This window comes from Pararhizobium sp. LjRoot255 (genome assembly GCF_964252905.1).
Classification (GTDB): Bacteria; Pseudomonadota; Alphaproteobacteria; order Rhizobiales; family Rhizobiaceae; genus Pararhizobium.
The window spans coordinates 455,061-474,351 of sequence record NZ_CAXUPQ020000002.1 but is presented as its reverse complement, the minus strand read 5'-3'; the positions used below and the strand labels follow the sequence as shown (position 1 = coordinate 474,351).

The 19,291-nt window shown below is 59.7% G+C and carries 15 protein-coding genes, 3 pseudogenes and 1 riboswitch; of the genes and pseudogenes, 14 read left to right on the top strand and 4 right to left on the bottom strand.

Going from position 1 to position 19,291, the window contains the following annotated elements:
- Nucleotides 1-543 precede the first annotated feature (543 nt).
- From ACSQ2W_RS21330 to ACSQ2W_RS21295, 8 genes and pseudogenes are all read left to right on the top strand, one after another.
- Nucleotides 544-2,238, top strand: coding sequence for a peptidase domain-containing ABC transporter (locus ACSQ2W_RS21330; RefSeq protein ID WP_436088200.1), 1,695 nt, complete (start codon nt 544-546; stop codon nt 2,236-2,238).
- On the top strand, nt 2,235-3,560 hold the full coding sequence (locus tag ACSQ2W_RS21325; RefSeq protein ID WP_436088199.1) for an HlyD family type I secretion periplasmic adaptor subunit: 1,326 nt from the start codon (nt 2,235-2,237) through the stop codon (nt 3,558-3,560). The genes ACSQ2W_RS21330 and ACSQ2W_RS21325 overlap by 4 nt, the downstream gene beginning before the upstream one ends.
- Nucleotides 3,561-3,563: 3 nt before the next feature.
- A complete protein-coding gene (locus tag ACSQ2W_RS21320) occupies nt 3,564-4,058 on the top strand; it encodes a toxin-activating lysine-acyltransferase (RefSeq protein ID WP_436088198.1) in 495 nt (164 codons plus the stop codon).
- A riboswitch (cobalamin riboswitch) is annotated at nt 4,053-4,294 on the top strand. Its footprint overlaps the gene before it by 6 nt.
- Nucleotides 4,295-4,329: 35 nt before the next feature.
- Nucleotides 4,330-5,391, top strand: coding sequence for an ABC transporter substrate-binding protein (locus ACSQ2W_RS21315; protein ID WP_436088197.1), 1,062 nt, complete (start codon nt 4,330-4,332; stop codon nt 5,389-5,391).
- A 92-nt stretch (nt 5,392-5,483) separates the two neighbouring features.
- Nucleotides 5,484-6,443, top strand: coding sequence for a FecCD family ABC transporter permease (locus tag ACSQ2W_RS21310; RefSeq protein ID WP_436088961.1), 960 nt, complete (start codon nt 5,484-5,486; stop codon nt 6,441-6,443).
- 41 nt (nt 6,444-6,484) lie between these two features.
- Entirely contained in the window at nt 6,485-7,204 is a 720-nt protein-coding gene (locus ACSQ2W_RS21305) for an ABC transporter ATP-binding protein (RefSeq protein ID WP_436088960.1), read from the top strand.
- Nucleotides 7,205-7,519: 315 nt separating this feature from the next.
- Nucleotides 7,520-7,747 (top strand): annotated as a pseudogene (locus ACSQ2W_RS21300) (Ig-like domain-containing protein); the annotation flags it as partial.
- Between the two features lie 52 nt (nt 7,748-7,799).
- A pseudogene (locus tag ACSQ2W_RS21295) lies at nt 7,800-8,414 on the top strand (Ig-like domain-containing protein); the annotation flags it as partial.
- A 122-nt stretch (nt 8,415-8,536) separates the two neighbouring features.
- Here the strand turns inward: ACSQ2W_RS21295 and ACSQ2W_RS21290 are convergent.
- From ACSQ2W_RS21290 to ACSQ2W_RS21280, 3 genes are all read right to left on the bottom strand, one after another.
- On the bottom strand, nt 8,537-9,490 hold the full coding sequence (locus ACSQ2W_RS21290) for a glycoside hydrolase family 26 protein (RefSeq protein ID WP_436088196.1): 954 nt from the start codon (nt 9,488-9,490) through the stop codon (nt 8,537-8,539).
- Nucleotides 9,491-9,607: 117 nt separating this feature from the next.
- Complete coding sequence (galE, locus tag ACSQ2W_RS21285; protein ID WP_436088195.1) at nt 9,608-10,594, bottom strand: UDP-glucose 4-epimerase GalE; 987 nt, start codon at nt 10,592-10,594, stop codon at nt 9,608-9,610.
- Nucleotides 10,594-11,598, bottom strand: coding sequence for a UDP-glucuronic acid decarboxylase family protein (locus tag ACSQ2W_RS21280; RefSeq protein ID WP_436088959.1), 1,005 nt, complete (start codon nt 11,596-11,598; stop codon nt 10,594-10,596). Before ACSQ2W_RS21280 ends, galE begins: the two co-directional genes overlap by 1 nt.
- A gap of 364 nt (nt 11,599-11,962) precedes the next feature.
- Between ACSQ2W_RS21280 and ACSQ2W_RS21275 the strand changes: the two genes are divergently transcribed.
- Nucleotides 11,963-13,117 carry an AraC family transcriptional regulator gene (locus ACSQ2W_RS21275; protein WP_436088194.1) on the top strand — a complete coding sequence of 385 codons (1,155 nt, stop codon included), beginning with the start codon at nt 11,963-11,965 and terminating at the stop codon, nt 13,115-13,117.
- Nucleotides 13,118-13,325: 208 nt separating this feature from the next.
- Here the strand turns inward: ACSQ2W_RS21275 and ACSQ2W_RS21270 are convergent.
- Nucleotides 13,326-13,846: pseudogene (locus ACSQ2W_RS21270) on the bottom strand (alkene reductase); the annotation flags it as partial.
- 1,154 nt (nt 13,847-15,000) lie between these two features.
- Between ACSQ2W_RS21270 and ACSQ2W_RS21265 the strand changes: the two are divergent.
- The 5 genes from ACSQ2W_RS21265 to ACSQ2W_RS21245 are packed head-to-tail and all read left to right on the top strand — an operon-like array spanning nt 15,001 to nt 19,285.
- Nucleotides 15,001-15,501: an NADH-quinone oxidoreductase subunit J gene (locus ACSQ2W_RS21265; protein ID WP_436088193.1), complete on the top strand. Its 501-nt coding sequence runs from the start codon at nt 15,001-15,003 to the stop codon at nt 15,499-15,501.
- A complete protein-coding gene (gene nuoK, locus ACSQ2W_RS21260; protein ID WP_436088192.1) occupies nt 15,501-15,803 on the top strand; it encodes an NADH-quinone oxidoreductase subunit NuoK in 303 nt (100 codons plus the stop codon). Before ACSQ2W_RS21265 ends, nuoK begins: the two co-directional genes overlap by 1 nt.
- Before the next feature lie 5 nt (nt 15,804-15,808).
- The gene (locus ACSQ2W_RS21255; protein ID WP_436088191.1) at nt 15,809-17,281 is read left to right on the top strand and encodes a monovalent cation/H+ antiporter subunit D family protein; all 1,473 of its coding nucleotides are present in this window, start codon (nt 15,809-15,811) and stop codon (nt 17,279-17,281) included.
- Complete coding sequence (locus ACSQ2W_RS21250; RefSeq protein ID WP_436088190.1) at nt 17,278-17,532, top strand: hypothetical protein; 255 nt, start codon at nt 17,278-17,280, stop codon at nt 17,530-17,532. The genes ACSQ2W_RS21255 and ACSQ2W_RS21250 overlap by 4 nt, the downstream gene beginning before the upstream one ends.
- Complete coding sequence (locus tag ACSQ2W_RS21245) at nt 17,525-19,285, top strand: Na(+)/H(+) antiporter subunit D (RefSeq protein ID WP_436088189.1); 1,761 nt, start codon at nt 17,525-17,527, stop codon at nt 19,283-19,285. The genes ACSQ2W_RS21250 and ACSQ2W_RS21245 overlap by 8 nt, the downstream gene beginning before the upstream one ends.
- Nucleotides 19,286-19,291 lie beyond the last annotated feature (6 nt).

The window sequence follows — 19,291 nt, the reverse complement described above, 5'->3', positions numbered from 1 at the left end:
ACATAGTATATATAAAAGAATACCATGGTAATAAACGACGCGCTTAGGGCGAATTTAATCATGATATACTCCTGGGAATGGAGTGGGGGTAGCCGTAAACCAATCCCACTCCTTTAAGCAGGTGACTCAAGTCTTGTGGTTCCCGTCACCATGACATAATCGAATTATAAGCACGAAGAAATCGCTCCGCCAACGGCGCCGCCAACTGCCCCCGCTACAGCCCCCTTGACGCCACCTGGCGAGCCCGCAATTGCTCCGCCTATGGCACCTCCTGCGACCGCCTTTTCACAAGCGCTCGGTGAGGGCGCACCCTTGTTTCCTTTTCCACCGCTCTGCTTTGAGCCCGCCCGCGAGCGACCGTTGCCGCTGCCACCACTATTACCGCTACCCATAAGAAATCTCCTTCTAATTTGTTTCAATCACGTTTCTCTCATAAGTAAATACATGTGAGACATAACAACCTTAGGCTTGCAAATATCATCCTAGAGTGTCAAGACCAAAAAATACAATTAAACACATGGCACGGGTTCACTGATAAATTAAATGGCAGTTCACAGAGAAAATCCTGTCGAACTATCGTGGTTCACTCAAACCACCTTCAGATATACGCCGCTGATCGTCGAATTGATGGTAATCGCCATCGTCCTACGATTGCTTGGTCTGGTTCAGCCCTTTGTCTTTCAGACGATTATCGACCGCGTTCTGCCGTTTCAGCGTGAGGCAACGCTCTCCCTGATCGTCGTGGTTCTGGTTCTGACGACGGTTTTTTCCGCCGGACTCGACGCTGTGACTGCGTATCTCGGCAGTCATATGGCTAACCGTCTGGTCGCGGAATTGGCACGCAGAATGTTCCGCCACGTCCTCGGCCTGCCGTTGCGCTTTCTCGAACGGTGGCGAGTGGGCGAAACCCTCGCACGCATAGGAGAGATCGACACGGTCAGAGATTTCGTTACCGGCACGACGATCGGCTTTGCGCTCGACCTGTTGTTTGCAATCACGTACATCATAGCGCTTCTCTCCATCAGCCCATTTCTGACCGTGCTGGTGCTGATCATGCTGCCGCTTCAGATCATGACCTTCGGCATGATCGGGCCATTCGTCCGGCGTCGCATGCAGGAATCATTTGCTGCCGGTTCGCGCCATCAATCACGCCTCGTCGAGGCATTCGGAAATGCCGTCACCGTCAAGGCGCTGGCATCCGAACAACGGCAGGCCGAGCGTTTCCAGGAGACGTTGGACGTGAGCCTCGTTGCCGGCTTTCGCGTCGCCAAACTCAACATCCTCAACGGTTTCCTTGGCGAAATCCTCGAGAATGGGTCGGTGATCCTGATCATATTTTTCGGCTCAAGACTGGTGTTTCAAAACGAGATCACGCTCGGCGAGCTGATCGCGTTTCATCTTCTGGCTGACAAGGTGTCGGGACCGATCATGTCGCTCTCCTCGATATGGGAACAGTGGCAAGGACTGAAGGTTGCGCGGCTGCGGCTTGGTGATTTTCTCAACATCCCGGCTGAGACGGATGTCCTCAAGCCTCGACTGCGGATTGAGGGGCCGCTGACGCTGTGCCTGAACCGCTTGTCGTTCGGCTACACGACGGATCAGGCAGTCATCCGCGACTTGAGCGCCGACATCGAGCCAAATCGACCGACACTCATTGTCGGCGATTCCGGCTCGGGCAAGTCCACCTTGGCGAAGCTGATCGCAGGTCTCTACGAACCGGCCAGCGGGACCGTTGAGGTCAACGGTCAGAGCCTCTCCGACCACGATCCGGGAAGCGTCAGGCGAACAATCGCTTATCTACCACAGGAGCCTGTGTTGTTTGCCGGGTCCGTCCTCGACAATCTCCTACTGGCTAAGCCGGACGCGACCGAAGAGGAGATCCAAAGCGTCCTGATGGAAAGCGGGAGCGACCGGGTTGTGATGCAGCTTCCAAACGGAATCGATACCGACGTCGGAGAGCGCGGCGGTCATCTGTCCGGCGGTCAGCGCCAACGCATCGCTTTGGCGCGAGCCCTTCTCACGAACCCGCAGGCGCTCATCCTCGATGAGCCGACCAGTGCCCTCGATGTGCAATCGGCGGCGATCATTGTCGAGATGATGAAGCGATTCGCGCGTGACAGGACATTGGTGGTGGTTACGCACAATCCCCACCTGCTCGGCTCGAATATCAACGTGATCGACCTCAGCCACACCGCGTCAGAGCAGCAGTGGACGTCCGCAGAAACGCTGCCGGCATGACGAACGACACGGTCGAAAAGCCGGCATCGCCGACCATCCGCCTGACGGCCTGGTTTCTCGTTAGCCTGTTCGTCGTGATCGTCGCGGGCAGCTATGTCGCAAAGACCGAAATCGTCGCGCGCGGCCAGGGTAAGGCTATACCCACCAGCCGGGTCCAGATCGTTCAGCCGCAGGTCGACGGCAAGATCATGGCGATCCTGGTCGGAGAGGGCCAGTCTGTGAAACGCGGCGACGTTCTGGTGACGATGGATGCCACCGCAGCCGAAAGTGACATCGCACGCATCGAGGCAGGGATTGAACGGCAGGTACAGGAGGAGGCTGTCGCCTCGTCGATCCTGGAGCCTCTAGTCCGCAAAGATCCGACAGATGAAGGCTTTATCGAGGCGGGAAGGGCAGCTCTGCGGCGCCAGAGGGTTGGCATCCAGGTAGAGGTGGACGGCACGGAGGAACTTGTCATCGCCGTTCTCGCCGCGCTTCGTGATCAGGTGGCTCAAACCGACGCGCAACTAAAACGAATCGAGGGCGCGAAAAGCGCCCAACTGGCGCGGATCGAAAAAGCTCGTTCGGATCAGGAAATCGTCGCGCAGAGATTTGCCTCCGCGGAAACACTGAGGAAGCGGGGAGCGACCAGTGAGGTTGACTATCTTGATCGGCTTCGTGAGTTCAAGGCGGTCGAAAGCGATGCCAAAATTGCCGAACGTCAGCTCGGTGAGCTTGATGCCGAGGCTGAGGCCGTGGCCAAGCAGAGGACGGGCGCGATATCGGCTGTTCTCTCGACCTATCGCAAGCAGTTGAACGAGGCGGGGATCGCCCTTCGGGGTTCGCGGGCCGAGCTGAATACCGCACAAACCTATCGCGCGAATCTATCCCTCGAGGCGCCCGCAAACGGCCGGGTCGAGCACCTCTCGGTGTTTACGCTCGGCGGGTTCATCGAGGCCGGATCGCCCCTGATGTCTATCGTTCCTTCCGATGGTGGCGTTGAGATCGAGGCTTTCTTCGACAATCGGGATGTCGGCTTTTTGGGGGCGGGCCAACAGGCATTCGTGAAATTCGACGCCTTCCCCGCGGAGCGCTTCGGCATAGTTCGGGGGCGTGTCTCCAGCGTCGGCGCTGATGCGCGCGAAGATGCGATCACGCGCAAATGGGTCTATGCCGTTCGCCTGAACCTAGAGCGACCCAATATCCGGGTCGTGGATCGCATCATCGATTTCACGCCGGGCATGACGGTGACTGTCGACGTAATCACAGGCGAGCGTCGGCTGATCAGCTATTTCTTCGAGCCTATTCTGAAGGCCATCCAAGACAGTTTCGGGGAGCGATGAGCGATGTATAACGATAATGCAGGCGGGAAAGACCGGTCTGTCGGTTTTTTTGAAGCGCTTGGAATGATGACTGCCGTGGCTATGGCATCCGACTATAGAGACTGGTCCGTCTCCGAGATAGAAGCCTACCTCGTGCCAGCTCTGCAGGTGGGACAATGCAAGGTTTACTTTGACGAGGATAGCCTGCCGATCGCCTTCGTCACCTGGGCTTTAGTGGACGACGAATGCCACAATACACTCTATTTTCACGGACAGAATCCGCCGCCTGACCGCTGGACATCCGGCAGCAATCTCTGGTTCACGGACATTGTTGCCCCTCTCGGGAATACGCTGCAGATAATCCGAGACTTGCAGCGTAATCACTTCCCGCACTGCCACGCCCATTCGATCAAGCGAAACGCCGACGGCAGCATCAAGCGGATCAAAGTCTGGCGGAACGCTCTTGCCAGATCATCGAGGTCAATGGCCACCTTGACGCCGTCGCCATGCTCGGACTAAATCACCGCCGACGGTTCCCCGATGGATGACTTCGAGGGGATTAATAGGGAACACGGTGCGGAAGACCCAACAGGGACCAAGACCGTGGCTGCCCCCGCAACTGTAAGCGGATTGCCGATCGTCCTTGTGGCGCCTTTCTCAGGCGCCATGCCACTGCGAGCCTCTGGCTTCGCGGGAAGGCAGGCGAAAGACACATATCCGCGAGCCAGGAGACCTGCCGTCGAAAGCAAGATCCACTCACCCGGGCGGGGTTGCCCGGAAAGGAACCGTCATGATCGATTTCGACCGCCTTGCCGGGCGCTTTGTCGCCTTTTCCCGTATTCTCGCGCCGATTTCCGCAGCCGCCGTTGTGTTGGGGAGCCTCTGCACACCGGCCGCGGCTGCGCCGACGCGCTATCCCCTGGAAATCTCAAATTGCGGCCAGACCGTCAGCTTCGACAAGCCGCCGCAGAAGATTGTCTCGATCGGCCAGGGCATGACCGAGATCCTGTTCTCGCTCGGCCTGGCCGGCAAGATTGCCGGGACCGCCGTGTGGGTCGGTCCGGTGCTGAAAGAGTATGAGGCCCAAAACCGGAAGATCAAGCGCGTCGCCGACAACGACCCGAGCTTCGAATCCGTCGTCGGCGAGGCGCCGGATCTCGTCGCCGCCGAATTCGAATGGCATGTCGGCGCGCAAGGATCGGTTGGCAAGCGTGAGCAGTTTTCAGGCCTCGGCATCAACACCTATGTCTCGCCGGCCGACTGCGTCGCCAAGGTCAATACCGATGGCGGCGATGGTCTGCGCAAAGAGCTCTTCACGATGGACCTGATCTACCAGGAAATCCGCGAGCTCTCGCAAATCTTCGACATAAAGGATCGCGGCGATGCATTGATCGCAGACCTGAAAAAGCGGGAATCCGACGCCGCTGCTTTGGTCCTTGGCGCCAGGCTCAGCGACATCCCGGTCGTCTTCTGGTTTTCCAGCAAGGAAGTGGAGGGGGATGCCTTCATTGCCGGCAAGAACAGCGCTCCGGCCTATATCCTGAAGGCGCTCGGTGCCCGGAATGTCGTGACGACCGAGGAGGAATGGCCGCTGGTCGGCTGGGAAACGATTGCCGAGGCCAATCCGTCCGTCATCGTCATCGCCACCATGGACCGCCGCCGCTACGCAGCCGACGATCCGGCGGTGAAGATCGATTTCCTCGAGAAGGATCCGGTCACCAGCCAGTTGGACGCGGTCAGGAACAAGCGCTTCATCCAGATGGATGCGCAGTCGATGAACCCGACGATCCGCACAATCGACGGCATCGAGACGCTGGCGCAAGGCATCAAGGCGTTCGGATTGTCGCAGTGACACTGGCGGCGATCGAACAACCCGTAGCGATCGGCGGCCGGTGGTGGGCGCGCTTGGCGCTTGCCACCCTGACGCTTACAGCACTCGCCTTCATGATCAGCCTTGCCGTCTCGATCGGCGAGATTTCCATCCCGCTCACAACCACCGGCAAGGCTGTCGCCAACCGGATTTTCGGCGCGTCATTCGAACTCAGCCGCATCCATGAGGGCATCGTCTGGGACTATCGGCTGAGCCGCGCCCTGCTTGCCGCGAGTTCCGGGGCGGCGCTTGCGCTGTCCGGCGCGATCCTGCAGGCACTGCTGCGCAATCCGCTGGCCGAACCCTATGTGCTCGGCATCTCCGCCGGCGCTTCAACCGGTGCGGTTGCGGTGATGATCCTCGGTTTCGGCTACGGCGTCCTGACGCTGTCGGCCGGCGCTTTCCTTGGCGCCGTCCTTGCCTTCGTTCTGGTATCGGCCCTTGCCGCCGGGGCTGGCGGCGGGGCGGACCGGATCATTCTGGCCGGTGTCGCAGGCTCACAGCTTTTCAACGCGCTGACCTCCTACATCGTCACCACATCGGCCAATGCCGAGCAGGCGCGCGGCGTCATGTTCTGGTTGCTCGGCAGCCTTGCCGGCGTACGCTGGCCGGACGTCTATCTGGCCGCGCCCGTCGCTCTCGCCGGTTTTGCCGTGTCGATGTTCTATGCCCGCGCACTGGACGCCTTTACCTTCGGGATCGATGCAGCGGCAGCGCTGGGCATTGCGGTCAACCGCGTCCGCATGATCCTTCTCGGCGCAACGGCGCTGATGACGGCGGCCATGGTTAGCATTGTCGGCTCCATCGGTTTTGTCGGGCTGGTCATTCCACATGCGGCGCGGTTCCTCGTCGGTCCTTCGCATGGCCGCCTTCTGCCCGCCTCGGCATTGATCGGCGCGACCTTCATGATTACCGCCGATATCGTATCGCGCATCATCGTTCCGCAGCAGATCCTGCCGATCGGGGTCGTCACCGCGCTGTTTGGCGCGCCGGTCTTCGCGGCCATTCTCTACAAGGCAAGGAGACCGGTTTGAGCATTTCCGTCCGTGACGTCCATTGGTCGACCGGCGGCGCAATGATCGTCGACGGCATCAGCATCGCGGTGGCGCCCGGCAGGACGCTCGGCCTGCTTGGGCCGAACGGGTCTGGAAAATCCAGCCTGTTGCGCCTGATCTGCCGATTGCGAAACGTCAAGAGCGGCGTCGTTTCGCTTGGAGACACAGATATCGCTGCAATGTCCCGTCTCGACATCGCCCGGCGCGTCGCCTTCGTAGAGCAGCAGGCAACGACCGATGCACAGGTGAGTGTTCTCGACGTGGTCAGGTTGGGACGCACGCCGCATCGCGGCCCGCTCTCGTCCTGGAGTGCCGCGGACGATGCCGCAGTGCACGCCGCTCTTTGTCATGTCGGCATGCCCGGCCGGGCTGCACAGCTTTGGCATACGCTGTCCGGCGGCGAGCGCCAGCGCGTGCACATCGCCCGCGCGCTTGCGCAGACACCGAGCGAACTGCTGCTTGACGAGCCGACGAACCATCTCGATATCCAGCATCAACTGGAAATCCTCAAGCTGGTGGCCCGGCTGCCGGTGACCAGCATCATCGCGCTGCACGATCTCAACCTGGCAGCGATGTTCTGCGACAGTCTTGCCGTCCTTCACCGGGGCAAGGTCGTGGCCGCCGGGGCGCCGGAGGATATTCTGACAGAAAGGCTTATCGCCGAGGTTTTTGGCGTGCGCGCCCATATCGAACGCTCCGCCTACCACGGCCGCTACCATGTCCAGTACCGGATCGACTGATCGGCATCGACGTTCTTTGTGGCGTTTTGCACGACCATGTTAGACACTTTTGATGCTGTTCGAGAACGGCCGTTCCACCTGATCAGCTTCGGGCAGTGCGTGGACGTATATGGGTGCCGCCCTTTCGGCTTCTCCACGTTCAGTAGTGCACATCTTGTTGCATTAGCGGCTTCTTGTGGAACTAAACTTGCCCGATCTCATTGGGAGGAGAGAGGGAGGGATCCGTGAGAATGGCGGGAGAGAGGAAGGGCCTGACACTAATCATCGTGGCCATGCTGGCGGCGATGGGATTAGCTGTGGTCGCCTCACGGGACTATGCGTCTCCGGAGCGAAGACATTGATCCCGCCACCATCGGGTCTAACTCCTTTCGGCTCTCAGCAATGGGCGTACCGGTCGAGGCGAGCGTTTCATACGACAAGCGGACCCGCTCAGCAGTGCTTGCGCCAACCATGCCGCTAACGAGCGGTACTAGGTACATGGCCACCATTGCTGCTGGCGCTCGCGACGAAGCCGGCAATACGATGGCGACCGGCCAAAGTTGGTCGTTCACGACACGGCGCGATCTTAAGCAAGGTTTTGGAGGGCCTGTCTTGATCGCGTTATGGGGTCCGGATGGATCTAGGCTATTACTATTGGCCGGGGTCGTGGATAATGGACCGTCCCGGCTTCATGACCGGCTCCGGCCAGCCGATGCGGTTTGCCGATCTCGACGGGAGCATGATCGACGTCTACCAGGTGGCATCACATCTGGTGAACGAGAGCGGCATGCGCTTTCCGTCAGCCATCGAAACACAACTCGACCGGGCGCTGGGTTCTCAGGGCTATTATGGCGCCTTCGGGACGCACTACGACTTCAGTGACGATTTCGACAGGCAGTTGACGACCGCGGCGAAAGCCCGCGGCGTGCCGCTGGTTTCGGTACAGCAATTGCTCGATTGGACCGACGGCCGCAACAACTCCCTTTTCGCGCAGATCGCCTGGGACGGTACCGCCCTTACGTTCGAGGCGTTCGCCGACAGGCGGACCGGATCAATGCTTCGCGGAATGGTCCCGGCAGGAACCGCTGGGAAGGAAATATTCGCGATCAGTCGGGACGGGCTCCCGGTGAGCTACAAGACCGAGACCGTGAAAGGGGTTTCCTACGCCATGTTTCCTGTCGAGACCGGCGTCTATCGCGTGAGCTATGGTCATGCACCAAACCACCGATGAAAGTCGTGCCGGGTGACTATCTCTGCCGGGCATCCAATATGTTTCCCGACCGCGCCCGGTTGGCACACGCATCAGCGCATCACTACCTCTCCCGCCGATCAGCCCCTTTTGTCGGGTCCCGATCAGTTGACGGGTTCTTGGATGATCCGCCAGTCGGGGCGGCCGTAGCCTTGCGGCCATGGATTAATTTCGCGATCATTGAAATAGACGACGGCAGCCAGATGAGGGAAGTCAGCATGGGGCGTGGCGACGTCTTGCGCCCAATTCCGCACATAGGACTGATCGCCTTCATAGCCGAGCTCTGCGACGATGATCGGCTTGCCATAACCCTTTACGCGGTTATATCCGGGCGCCAGACGCTGCGAAAATGTCTGATCCCGGCCGGCGGTGTCGTGATCGTACTTTTGCAGACCGAATACTGAAAGGCCGACGATATCCACGAACTCGTCGCCTGGATAAAAAGTCTCCAGGCCCTCGTTGCCCTTCGGTGACCACATATATTTCGCGGTCTTAAGATGCGTCCGGCACACCGTTACCATACGTTGGTAGGCCGTTATGAAATCTTTACCCCGCCAATGCGACCAGGAAAACTGGCTGTCGGCCTCGTCCATTTCCTGTCCCCAGCGTATGATGACCGGGCTCTTCAATGTGGCAGCCATCGAGCAGACTGCCGCCATGTTGTCGTCGCGCTGCCCGTTCAGAATGCTGCTGAGAAGTTCTTGCGAAGAAAAGCGCCATTTGGGTGACCAGGACCACGGTTCAACCGTGATCAACAGGATACGTCCGCGTTCCTTCGCGTAGTTGTCAGCCTCGGCCAGCGTGTAAAGATCGACGTCTTCCCAAGGCAGGAACAGATGTTCAATGTCAGAGCTCGACGGCTCGCTGAAATCGCCATTTGGATCATACGCGCCGAACCCTATTGATGTCGCGGCCAGGACGGGTCGTTTTGGCGACGGTATCGCCATGGACGGAGAACTAAGGTTGGGCATTGCGCGCTGGTTGATTGATGCGAAAACCGTGCCCGAGAGCAAAAGTCCGGCGAACGAGAAGGCAAGTGCCTTTGTTTTCCTGTTCACAATGCTCCTCCAATCTCGTTCGCGTTTGTTGTCAGGCGGGCATTCTCTTCTCGGGACAATGAAGCGGCTTGTGAGTTCGGTCCGTGTCGCCTGTCCGGTCCATGGCGCAAGGATGCGTCACGACCGCACGTCCAATCCGAAGAAAGGGGCAGCGGTCCGCACGATGGTTTCGAGATCAGAATATTCGGGCAGGAACCCCAGTTTCTTATGGGCAAGGCTGCCGTCCGCATACAGCGCCGGTGGATCGCCTTCGCGGCGGGGTCCGATAGCGATCGGGACAATTTGCCCGGTAACCTGGTTGATTGCTCTCAAGACTTCCCTGACGGAAGACGCACGCCCGGTGCTCAAATTAAGAGCCATGTTCTCTCCGCCCCTGTCGATATGCCTGTACGCCAGCACATGGGCGCGCGCGAGGTCGGCAACGTGAACATAGTCGCGCATGCAGGTTCCGTCGGCCGTCTGGTAGTCATCGCCGAATATCTTCAAGCGCGGAAGCTTGCCTGCCGCGGCCAGCAGCGCCCGCGGAATCAAATGGGTTTCCGGTTCGTGCCATTCACCGAGATCCCCCTCCGGATCGGCGCCGCAGGCGTTGAAGTAGCGAAGCGCCACGTAGCGCAGACCGAAGGCGGCGGCGTAGTCGGCGAGCATGTGCTCGGCGATCAGTTTTGTTCTGCCGTAAGGGTTGATGGGGACCTGTGGCGTCGCCTCGTTGATGGGCAGCGTCCCCGGCACACCGTAGGTTGCGCAGCTCGATGAAAAGATGATCTTGTCAAGCCCCGTGTGCCGGCAGGCGTCAAGCAGCGACTGCGTTCCGCAAACATTGTTGCGGTAATATTTTGCAGGGTCGGAAACGGATTCGCCGACGTAGGCCGAAGCGGCGAAATGGATGACGGCGACCGGCTTGTACTGCTCGACGATCTGGATCAGGTGGGGTGTGTCGAGGACATCTCCCCGAACGAACGGCCCCCAACGCACCGACGAAAGATTTCCGGTCGTCAGGTTGTCATAGACAACCGGTTCAAGGCCCTCCAAACGCAGCAGTTTTGCCGTGTGGCTGCCGATGTAGCCGGCACCACCGGTGACGAGGAGACGTGGCGTAACCATCAGGCAACCTCCTTCAGCGCCCGGTCCGTCCGGGCAAGAAGACCATCGAAATAACGGATCGTTCGGGTAAGACCGGCGGATAAATTCACCGTCGGGCACCAGTCGAGTTCTCGCATAGCGAGCGAAATGTCCGGGCAGCGGCGACGTGGGTCATCGATGAGCAATGGACGATGAGTGATCTTCGACCGCGAACCGGTGAGTTGGACCACCTTATCGGCCAACGCGGCAATCGTGAATTCTGCAGGGTTACCAAGATTGATCGGGCCGGTCACGGACGGCCGGGAGGCCATCGTGCGAACGAAACCGTCGATCAGATCATCGACGAAACAGAACGAACGGGTCTGCGACCCGTCGCCGTATATGGTGATGTCTTCGCCCTTCAATGCCTGGACGATGAAGTTCGATACGACCCGGCCATCGTCCGGGCGCATGCGAGGGCCGTATGTATTGAAGATGCGAACGATCTTGATTTCGACCCGATGCATCTTGTGGAAGTCAAAAAACAATGCTTCCGCGCAGCGCTTGCCTTCGTCATAGCAGGCGCGCGGGCCAAACGGATTGACGTTGCCCCAATAGCCTTCTACCTGAGGGTGGACATTTGGGTCGCCATAGACTTCCGACGTGGACGCCTGGACAATCCGCGCGCGGCGGCGCACGGCCAACTCCAGTAAATTGAGCGAGCCCAGCACACAGGTTTTCGTCGTATGGATCGGATCAGCCTGATAGTGGGTCGGCGATGCCGGGCAGGCGAGGTTGTAGATTTCGTCGACCTCAATGTCGATCGGCTCGATAATGTCGTGGGCAATGACACTGAAGGCATCGGAGCGCTTCAATTGCCTGATGTTGCGCCTCAGCCCGGTCGAGAAATTATCGAGGCAAATGACCTGATGCCCCGCGCCAAGCAGTCGCTCGCAGAGATGCGATCCGAGAAAACCTGCGCCACCGGCGACAAGAATTCGTTTCCGATCTTCTCGTCGCCGGGGCACAGGACTGTCACCCTGGATTGCCCCTGATGAATAGTTGTCGCCACTCTTACTCAGAAAAATCACGGCAACCTCCATCAATCCTATAGAGTGACCTGCCTTCCGCCCTGAAGGCAGATATAAATAGGTAATCAAAAAAGAACTACGTTAATAAGTCTTTCAATAATTGCATATATTCTTCTGAAGTGACCACGCTTTATTTAATACAAACATCAGGCGCGAATGTCGTTATCCTCCCATCCAGATATTTATCGTCCCGTGCATTTCTACTCCAAATAGAGTACAACTAGGCCGTGATGAGGGCGTGGGCCGGACGCCGCCGCGCCAGAACAACGGATCGTCGCCAAATTCTTCCTGGCTTGGCGATCGTGGGCTGGAGGATTGTATGAGTGATCGTTCAACCGAGTCCGAACCAGACAAGCAGCCTGCGGAGGTGCCCGGCAAGCAGCCGCCCTTGGAGCGTCGCCGTTGGCCGCGTCAATCCGATGTACAGGCGACATCCCCTTCGTCAGCTCCGCCCGCACTGACGCCCCTGCGTTTTTCGACACGCGAGCTGACGCCAGCGGAACAGTTCCACGCGTGGCGGGCACATATGGCTCCCTTGGTTGAGGTCACTTTGCCGGATGACAAATCTCTGGACGACGGCTTCTTGGCAAACCAGACAGCATGGTATCTAGGCAAGCTACTTATCGTTCAACAGCGCGTGCCGGCTCACAGCTACATACGCTCTCGTGCAATGTTGCGTTTGAGCCCGATCGATCACTGGTATGTGGAACTGCCCCGCAGTGGTCGGGCCTGGACGGAAGTCGATCGCCGGGTTGCTGAAAGCGGGCCGGACAAGCTCGCGTTCAGATCGCTTGGCTATCCTTATCGCGGGCGGACAACCGATTCGGACACCATCCTTCTTTTCATGCCTTACGATTTGTTGGCCGACGATGCCGGTCTCCTGGAGGCGGCCAACAATTCGACGCTGTCGGGCAATCTGGCTACGTTGTTGATCAACTATGTCCATGGCATCGAGTCGAATCTCTCCAGACTCACTGCCGAAGAGCTGCCAAGGATCGTGCACACGATACGCGACATGGTCGTTGCCTGTGTCTCATCGTCGGTGGCGCCAGCGACAGCGACGCTGCCGAATATGGGCATGATGGAGCGGGCACACCGATATATTCACAGCAACCTCCAGTCGGATACGCTCACGCCTGACAGCATATGCCGGGCGCTCGGGATCTCGCGCACCCGGCTCTATCAGCTGTTTGGCGCAAGTGGCGGTGTTCTCAACTACATTCGCAAGCGGCGGCTTCTGGCGGCTTATGCGGACCTCAGCGATCCTACCAACAACCGGCCGATATCGGAAATAGCGGAGGCCGCAGGTTTTGATCTGGCGGCCAACTTCACGCGCGCATTTAGCCACGAATTTGGTTTCAGTCCCCGTGAAATCCGAAAGGCCGGCGCCGCAGAGCATCCTGTCCCACCGGCCGCTCCGCCCGAGCGCCGTGGCGAAACGTTCGGAGATTGGCTTAATGCGCTTGGACACTAAAGCGGAACGGCGACAAATGCGGGCGATCGAGATCGCGATGCCGTGATTTCGCCAGCAGTGGTGGCATCTGAGCAAGCATTTTCGAGCCTATCTCAAACCGGCCTCTCGACGAGGCCTGACGCCATAGTATTTCCTGTCCGGTTGGAGAGCCCCTATCGCAGACAGCGCACAAGGGTCGGGGCCGCACCAAAGTGCGGCGCCGAAGGGATCACTGGCCGCTTACAGCTGCGAATGCGGGATAATCCGTATAACCCGCGGCGCCGCCGCCATAGATCGTGGCAGGATCGACCTGCGCCAACGGCGCGCCGGTTTGCAGTCGCTCCACCAAGTCGGGATTGGCGATAAACGGCCGGCCGAAGGCGAACAGATCCGCCTTGCCATCGGTAAGGTGCGACGTCGCAAGCTCGAGACCATAGCCGTTGTTGGCGATATAGGTATTCTTGAAGAGCCGACGGAGCGATCCGAAATCAAACGGCGCAACATCGCGCGCCCCGCCCGTGGCACCTTCGACGACGTGAATGTAAACGATGCCCAAGGCATCGAGTTGATCGACGATGTAGTCAAACTGCGCCTGAGCGTCACTGCTCGAAACGCCATTAGCGGGTGATATCGGCGAAATCCGGATCCCGGTTCGCTCGGCGCCGATCTCTCGACCACTGCAGCCGTTACCTCCAGAATCAGCCGAGCCTGGTTCTCGATCGATCCGCCGTACGCGTCCGTCCGGATATTGCCCATCCTTGGCTCTGTTAAAACCGAGGGAATATATTCCTCATTTTGGCCACCTTGACTCCGCTACGCGGGCGGGCGGCTGAGCTCAACAACTCACGAGATTTGTGGGGTGCAATAACGCCCTCTTGACGGCATACTCCGCCACGCTAGTCGTCTGCAAGGATTACAAATGACCACACGCATCATGTTGGCCCGAGCAAGAACGGAGGCGCGCCGCGGAACGCCCATGGGCGAGACGCTCAAAATGCTCCGCGAGTTGGTCAAAGCTCAGAATCTCGCCGATATTCGGGATTTAAACGTTTCCGACGATGTGGTCGCAACGGGGCGCTCAGATCGGAAACCTCCAGCTCGGCCATTGCGATAAGATATCGCAGCATTTCGTACCGATTACCAGCCGGCACGGCATGGCTCAGTTCCCCAAGTAGTCCGCGTAGTTTGTACAGGTCGTCCATTGTCTCCCCCGAGTATTGGTGGAGGAGTTTGTCACTTTCACGCATTTTTGATTATCGCAGGTTTTTAGGGGATTCTCGCGGTGCCAGCCATTTCCAAGTAAAAATTTTAGGCTCCCAGCAGCCTAGCTCTCTTCAGTCTGCTATCGGCGTGTCGTCGATCGCGGTCCGCAACCTCAAGGCCATTGTTGCGGAGGTCGCAGCTCCTGGGTAAGAGATGCATGGACCTTGGGAAAAGATCCGATATCCGCGGCAGGTCTCAGTGGGGCCGATGCCGAAATACGTGCCGACGAGGAGCTTTGGAACTATCCTGACAGTTGGATAATGGCGCTGGTAACTTGGTTCTTGAGCCCCGATGGCCGCCATTTGGCGCAATGCGAAACACGGTGCCACCGATGCAGCGTCCCGACCAGCGGACGAACCGGTTATAAAGTGTCTTCTTGCGTCCATAGACATCGGCACAGCCTGCCCAACGGCCGCCGCAGCGAAGGGCATGGACGATCCCGCTGAACGTTGAGTCGGAGACATACGTGCTCGTAAGCGGTCTGCGCCACATCCGGATTGGCCGGGCTTTGCGTCGCCGATGACAATAATCTTGTGAAAAATCCGATACTAGGGCACAATTTGTGAACGCATCTGAAGTGCGGCGCTATCTCAGATCCGCCCGTCTCGCGCCGAGTGACAGTTCGCGTTGGAGGGGCGTCGATGGGTCAGGGGTTCTTTCTTCTGTTCGCCACGGTGGCTGTGATCACGGCCCTGACGGTAGTCCTGGCGCGGAATCCGATTCACAGCGCATTGGCGCTGATGGCGTGTTTCCTGCAGATCTCAGCAATCTTCGTCCTGCTCGAGGCGCCGTTACTCGCGGTCATCCAGATCTTCGTCTATGTCGGCGCGATCATGGTCCTGTTTCTATTCGTGATCATGATGATCGATGTGCGCGAAGCGGTATTGCAGCGGTTCCTACCGGGTGGCAACCTGCCGGCAATGGTGCTGCTCGTCCTGCTTGGGGTCGAGATGCTTGTACTGGTGCTCTGGAGCGACCGCTTTTCGGTCACGGAGCCCGTCGCGGCGCGCGGCGGCGATCAGATTAGGCAGCTCGGCACGACACTTTTTGCCGACTATCTCCTGCCGTTTGAAGCCGCCTCCGTGATCCTGCTGGCGGCCCTGGTCGGCGCCATCGTGCTGGCGCGGAAGGAGTGGGAGTGATGGTTCCGCTCTGGTGGTATATTTTGCTCGGAGTGGTCCTATTCGTAATCGGAGCGGCGGGTGTGCTGCTCAGGCGCAATATTCTGGTCGTGCTGATGTCGCTGGAGCTGCTGCTCAACTCGGTCAACATCAATTTCATCGCTTTCGGGCATTACTACGACGATCTCCGCGGGCAAATCTTCGCGATCTTCGTCATCGCAATCACCGCGGCAGAGGTTGCCGTCGCCCTCGGCATCCTGGTCGCCCTCGTGAGGAACAAGTCCACCCTCAAGGTCGACGACGTGACCATGATGAAAGGATAGCGGCTTTGGACCCGGTTATATCGATCCGGCCGCTGCTAGCCGTCGCCGTCGCCGGTCTGGCGGCCGTTGCTGTTCTCCTTCTGAGCAATCGCGAGAAACTCCGCGATGTCGTCTCGCCACTGGCCGCGATCGCCATGTTCGCTGTTGTCGCCTCGATGGCGCCCACGGTGCTGGCGGGCGGGACGGTCGATTTGCCCCTGTTCGAGATTCTGCCGGGGATTGACTTCGCGTTCCGGGTCGATGCGCTCGGCATGGTGTTTGCCACTGTCTCGTCGCTGCTGTGGATCGTGGCGGCGATCTATTCCATCGGCTACATGCGGCACTTGAACGAGCATGCGCAGACCCGATTCTTCGCCTGTTTCGCCACCAGCCTCGCGGCGGCCGTCGGGGGCGCCTTTTCCGCCAATCTGTTCACACTGGTGATCTTCTACGAGGTGCTCAGCCTCGTAACCTATCCGCTCGTTTACCACCACGAAGACGAACAGGGATGGGCGGGCAGCCGCAAGTACCTCGTCTATCTGATGGGCGCGTCGAAAAGCCTGCTTCTCGCCGCGCTGGCGCTGACCTACCAGATTGCGGGGTCGCTCGACTTTGTAGCGGGGGGGCTGCTCTCGCGGGTCGACGCTTCGGCGCCGATGTTGACGGTCGTCTATTTCTGCTACCTCTTCGGCTTCGCCAAGGCTGCGGTGATGCCGATGCATGCCTGGCTGCCTGCCGCGATGGTGGCGCCGACACCGGTCAGCGCGCTCCTGCATGCGGTGGCCGTGGTCAAGATGGGCGTGTTCTGCGTGCTGCGGGTGGTGTTCCATGTCTTCGGCGTTGGGCTGGTCGGGGGGCTGGGCCTTGGCATCGCCACGGCCTATCTGGTTTCGTTCACCATCCTGATGGCGTCGCTCTACGCCCTGACGCGGGACGACCTGAAGGCCAGGCTTGCCTATTCGACGGTCAGCCAGCTCTCCTACATCGTGCTGGGCGCGGTTCTGTTGTCGCCGGTCGCGATGGTCGGCGGGATCATCCACATCGCGGCGCACGCCTTCTCCAAGATCACGCTGTTTTTCTGTGCCGGTTCGATCTATTGCGCGTCCGGCAAAAGGAACATCAGCGACATGGCTGGTATCGGCCGCAGGCTGCCCTGGACGATGGGGGCATTTTTCGTCGCTTCGCTGAGCATGATCGGAGTGCCGCCGACCGCTGGCTTCGTCAGCAAGTGGTATCTGGCGCAGGGGTCGGTGGAGGCGGGGCAGATCGCGTTCCTGGCCGTGCTCCTGGTGAGCTCGATCCTGAACGCCGCCTATTTCCTGCCGGTCAGCTATGTCGCCTTTTTCGGGACGGAGGCAAGCCCGGTGCCGGAAAGCGCGGCGACTGTCCGCGAAATTCCGATGGTGACGATCCCGCTGGTCGCGACCGCCATTCTGTCGGTGTTGATGGGCATCTTTCCCGGCTATTTTCTTACCCTGGCGGACGGAGTGGTCAGATGATCAAGCGTGTCGTCGACTTCTTTGGTGACGAAGAATATGCGAGGCAGCGCCGCGGCCTGTTCTATCTGGTGCTCGTCCTGATCGTCGTCGCCGACTTCCTGGTCTTGCGCGAACACGCCGAATACCTGTGGGACCGCCTGCCTGGCTGGTCGGCCGCCTACGGCTTCTTATCCTGCGTGCTGCTGATCTTCGTGTCCAAGTTCCTCGGTCATCAAGGCGGGTTGATGCGGCGTGAGGACTATTATGACTGATTTCGTCCATCCCGCCCTCGTCTTCATTCTCGGTGCTCTGCCGATTCCTTTCCTCAACGGATCGATCCGCAAGGCCTATCTGCTTCTGATCCCGGCGCTGGCGACCATCGCCGTGCTCACGATGCAGCCCGGCAGCTACGGCGCGGCATCGTTCATCGGGCAGGAAATCCTGATCGCCAAGGTCGACAGACTGAGCATCGTCTTCGCCACCGTTTTCACCATCATGGCGCTGATCGGAACGGTCTATGCGCTGCACCTGCCTCGCCCCGGCCAGCATGTCGCGGCATTCGTCTATGTCGGCAGCGCGCTCGGCGTGGTGTTCGCCGGCGACTACCTGACGCTCTACCTGTTCTGGGAAGGCATGGCGTTTGCCTCTGCTTATCTGGTTTTCGCCCAGGGCGGCCGCCAGGCGGTTGCCGCCGGCTTCCGCTATCTCATGGTCCATATCACCGGCGGCGTCGTCCTGCTTGGCGGCGTCATTCTCTACGGGCTCTCGACAGGCTCGCTGCTTTTCGGCCCGATCGCGGGGGAGATGGGCGTCGGCGCCTACCTGATCCTTGCCGGGTTCATGCTCAACGCCGCGGTGCCGCCGCTCAACGCCTGGCTGACCGATGCTTACCCGGAGGCGACCGTTACCGGAGCGGTATTCATGAGCGCCTTCACCACCAAGACAGCCGTCTACGTACTGGCGCGAGCCTTTCCGGGGACCGAGCTTCTGGTCTGGCTCGGCACTGCGATGGCGCTCTACGGCGTCATCTACGCGGTGCTGGAGAACGACTGTCGACGGCTGCTTGCCTATCACATCGTCAGTCAGGTGGGCTACATGGTGGCGGGTGTCGGCATCGGGACCGAGATGGCAGTCAACGGCGCCACCAGCCATGCCTTCGCGCATATCCTCTACAAGGCGCTGCTATTCATGGGCGCGGGGGCGGTGATCCACGTCACCGGGCGGCGCAAGCTCACAGAGCTCGGCGGGCTCTACAAGACCATGCCGCTGACCGTTGCGCTCTACATGGTCGGCGCCTTCGCGATCTCGGCATTTCCGTTCTTCTCTGGCTTCGTCACCAAGTCGATGGTGGTGGCGGCTGCTGGACAGGATCATCGGGCGATGGTGGTGCTGGCGCTGACGATGGCGTCGTCGGGGACATTCCTGCACACCGGGCTCAAGCTCCCATATTACATGTTTTTCGGCACCGATAGGAAACTGGAGGCGCGGGAGCCGCCGCGCAACATGCTGGTTGCGATGGGTATGGCGGCGGTGCTCTGCATTGCGATCGGGGTGTTCCCCCAGCCGCTTTACGCATTGCTGCCCTATCCGGTCGATTTCGAACCCTACACCAGTGTCCATGTCACCGAGAGCCTCGGCGTGCTGATGTTCACCGCCTTGGGCTTTGTCATATTCCTCAGGGCGCTCGACCCTAAGAACACGATCAGCATCGACACCGACTGGTTCTACCGGAAGGGCGCGCGGCTCTTCATGTGGCTCGCCGAAAAACCGCTGGCCCGCTACGAGAAAGCGGTAAGCGACGTGTCCGAGACCGTGGCGCTACCCTTCCTGCATGGCGCGGCGCGGGCGGGCCTGAGGGTCGATCTTGCCGGCGTGGACGCCGTGGTGAACGGCGTTGCCCACTCGATCCTGCGCGGCGGCGGGGCGCTGCGGCGGCTCCAGACCGGCGTCGTGACCCATTACGCGCTGGCGATGATCGTCGGTGTGGTCGCAGCCACCGTCGTCTTCGCCGTGGTGTGGCGGTAGGGGCGC

What these genes read in the sequence shown, in the direction of transcription:
- ACSQ2W_RS21315 (WP_436088197.1), top strand. Translation starts at nt 4,330, where the DNA reads ATGATCGATTTCGACCGCCTTGCCGGGCGCTTTGTCGCCTTTTCCCGT.
- ACSQ2W_RS21250 (WP_436088190.1), top strand. Translation starts at nt 17,278, where the DNA reads ATGATCAAGCGTGTCGTCGACTTCTTTGGTGACGAAGAATATGCGAGG.
- ACSQ2W_RS21325 (WP_436088199.1), top strand. Translation starts at nt 2,235, where the DNA reads ATGACGAACGACACGGTCGAAAAGCCGGCATCGCCGACCATCCGCCTG.
- ACSQ2W_RS21310 (WP_436088961.1), top strand. Translation starts at nt 5,484, where the DNA reads ATGATCAGCCTTGCCGTCTCGATCGGCGAGATTTCCATCCCGCTCACA.
- ACSQ2W_RS21320 (WP_436088198.1), top strand. Translation starts at nt 3,564, where the DNA reads ATGTATAACGATAATGCAGGCGGGAAAGACCGGTCTGTCGGTTTTTTT.
- galE (WP_436088195.1), bottom strand. Translation starts at nt 10,594, where the DNA reads ATGGTTACGCCACGTCTCCTCGTCACCGGTGGTGCCGGCTACATCGGC.
- ACSQ2W_RS21245 (WP_436088189.1), top strand. Translation starts at nt 17,525, where the DNA reads ATGACTGATTTCGTCCATCCCGCCCTCGTCTTCATTCTCGGTGCTCTG.
- ACSQ2W_RS21330 (WP_436088200.1), top strand. Translation starts at nt 544, where the DNA reads ATGGCAGTTCACAGAGAAAATCCTGTCGAACTATCGTGGTTCACTCAA.
- nuoK (WP_436088192.1), top strand. Translation starts at nt 15,501, where the DNA reads ATGGTTCCGCTCTGGTGGTATATTTTGCTCGGAGTGGTCCTATTCGTA.
- ACSQ2W_RS21275 (WP_436088194.1), top strand. Translation starts at nt 11,963, where the DNA reads ATGAGTGATCGTTCAACCGAGTCCGAACCAGACAAGCAGCCTGCGGAG.
- ACSQ2W_RS21265 (WP_436088193.1), top strand. Translation starts at nt 15,001, where the DNA reads ATGGGTCAGGGGTTCTTTCTTCTGTTCGCCACGGTGGCTGTGATCACG.
- ACSQ2W_RS21305 (WP_436088960.1), top strand. Translation starts at nt 6,485, where the DNA reads ATGATCGTCGACGGCATCAGCATCGCGGTGGCGCCCGGCAGGACGCTC.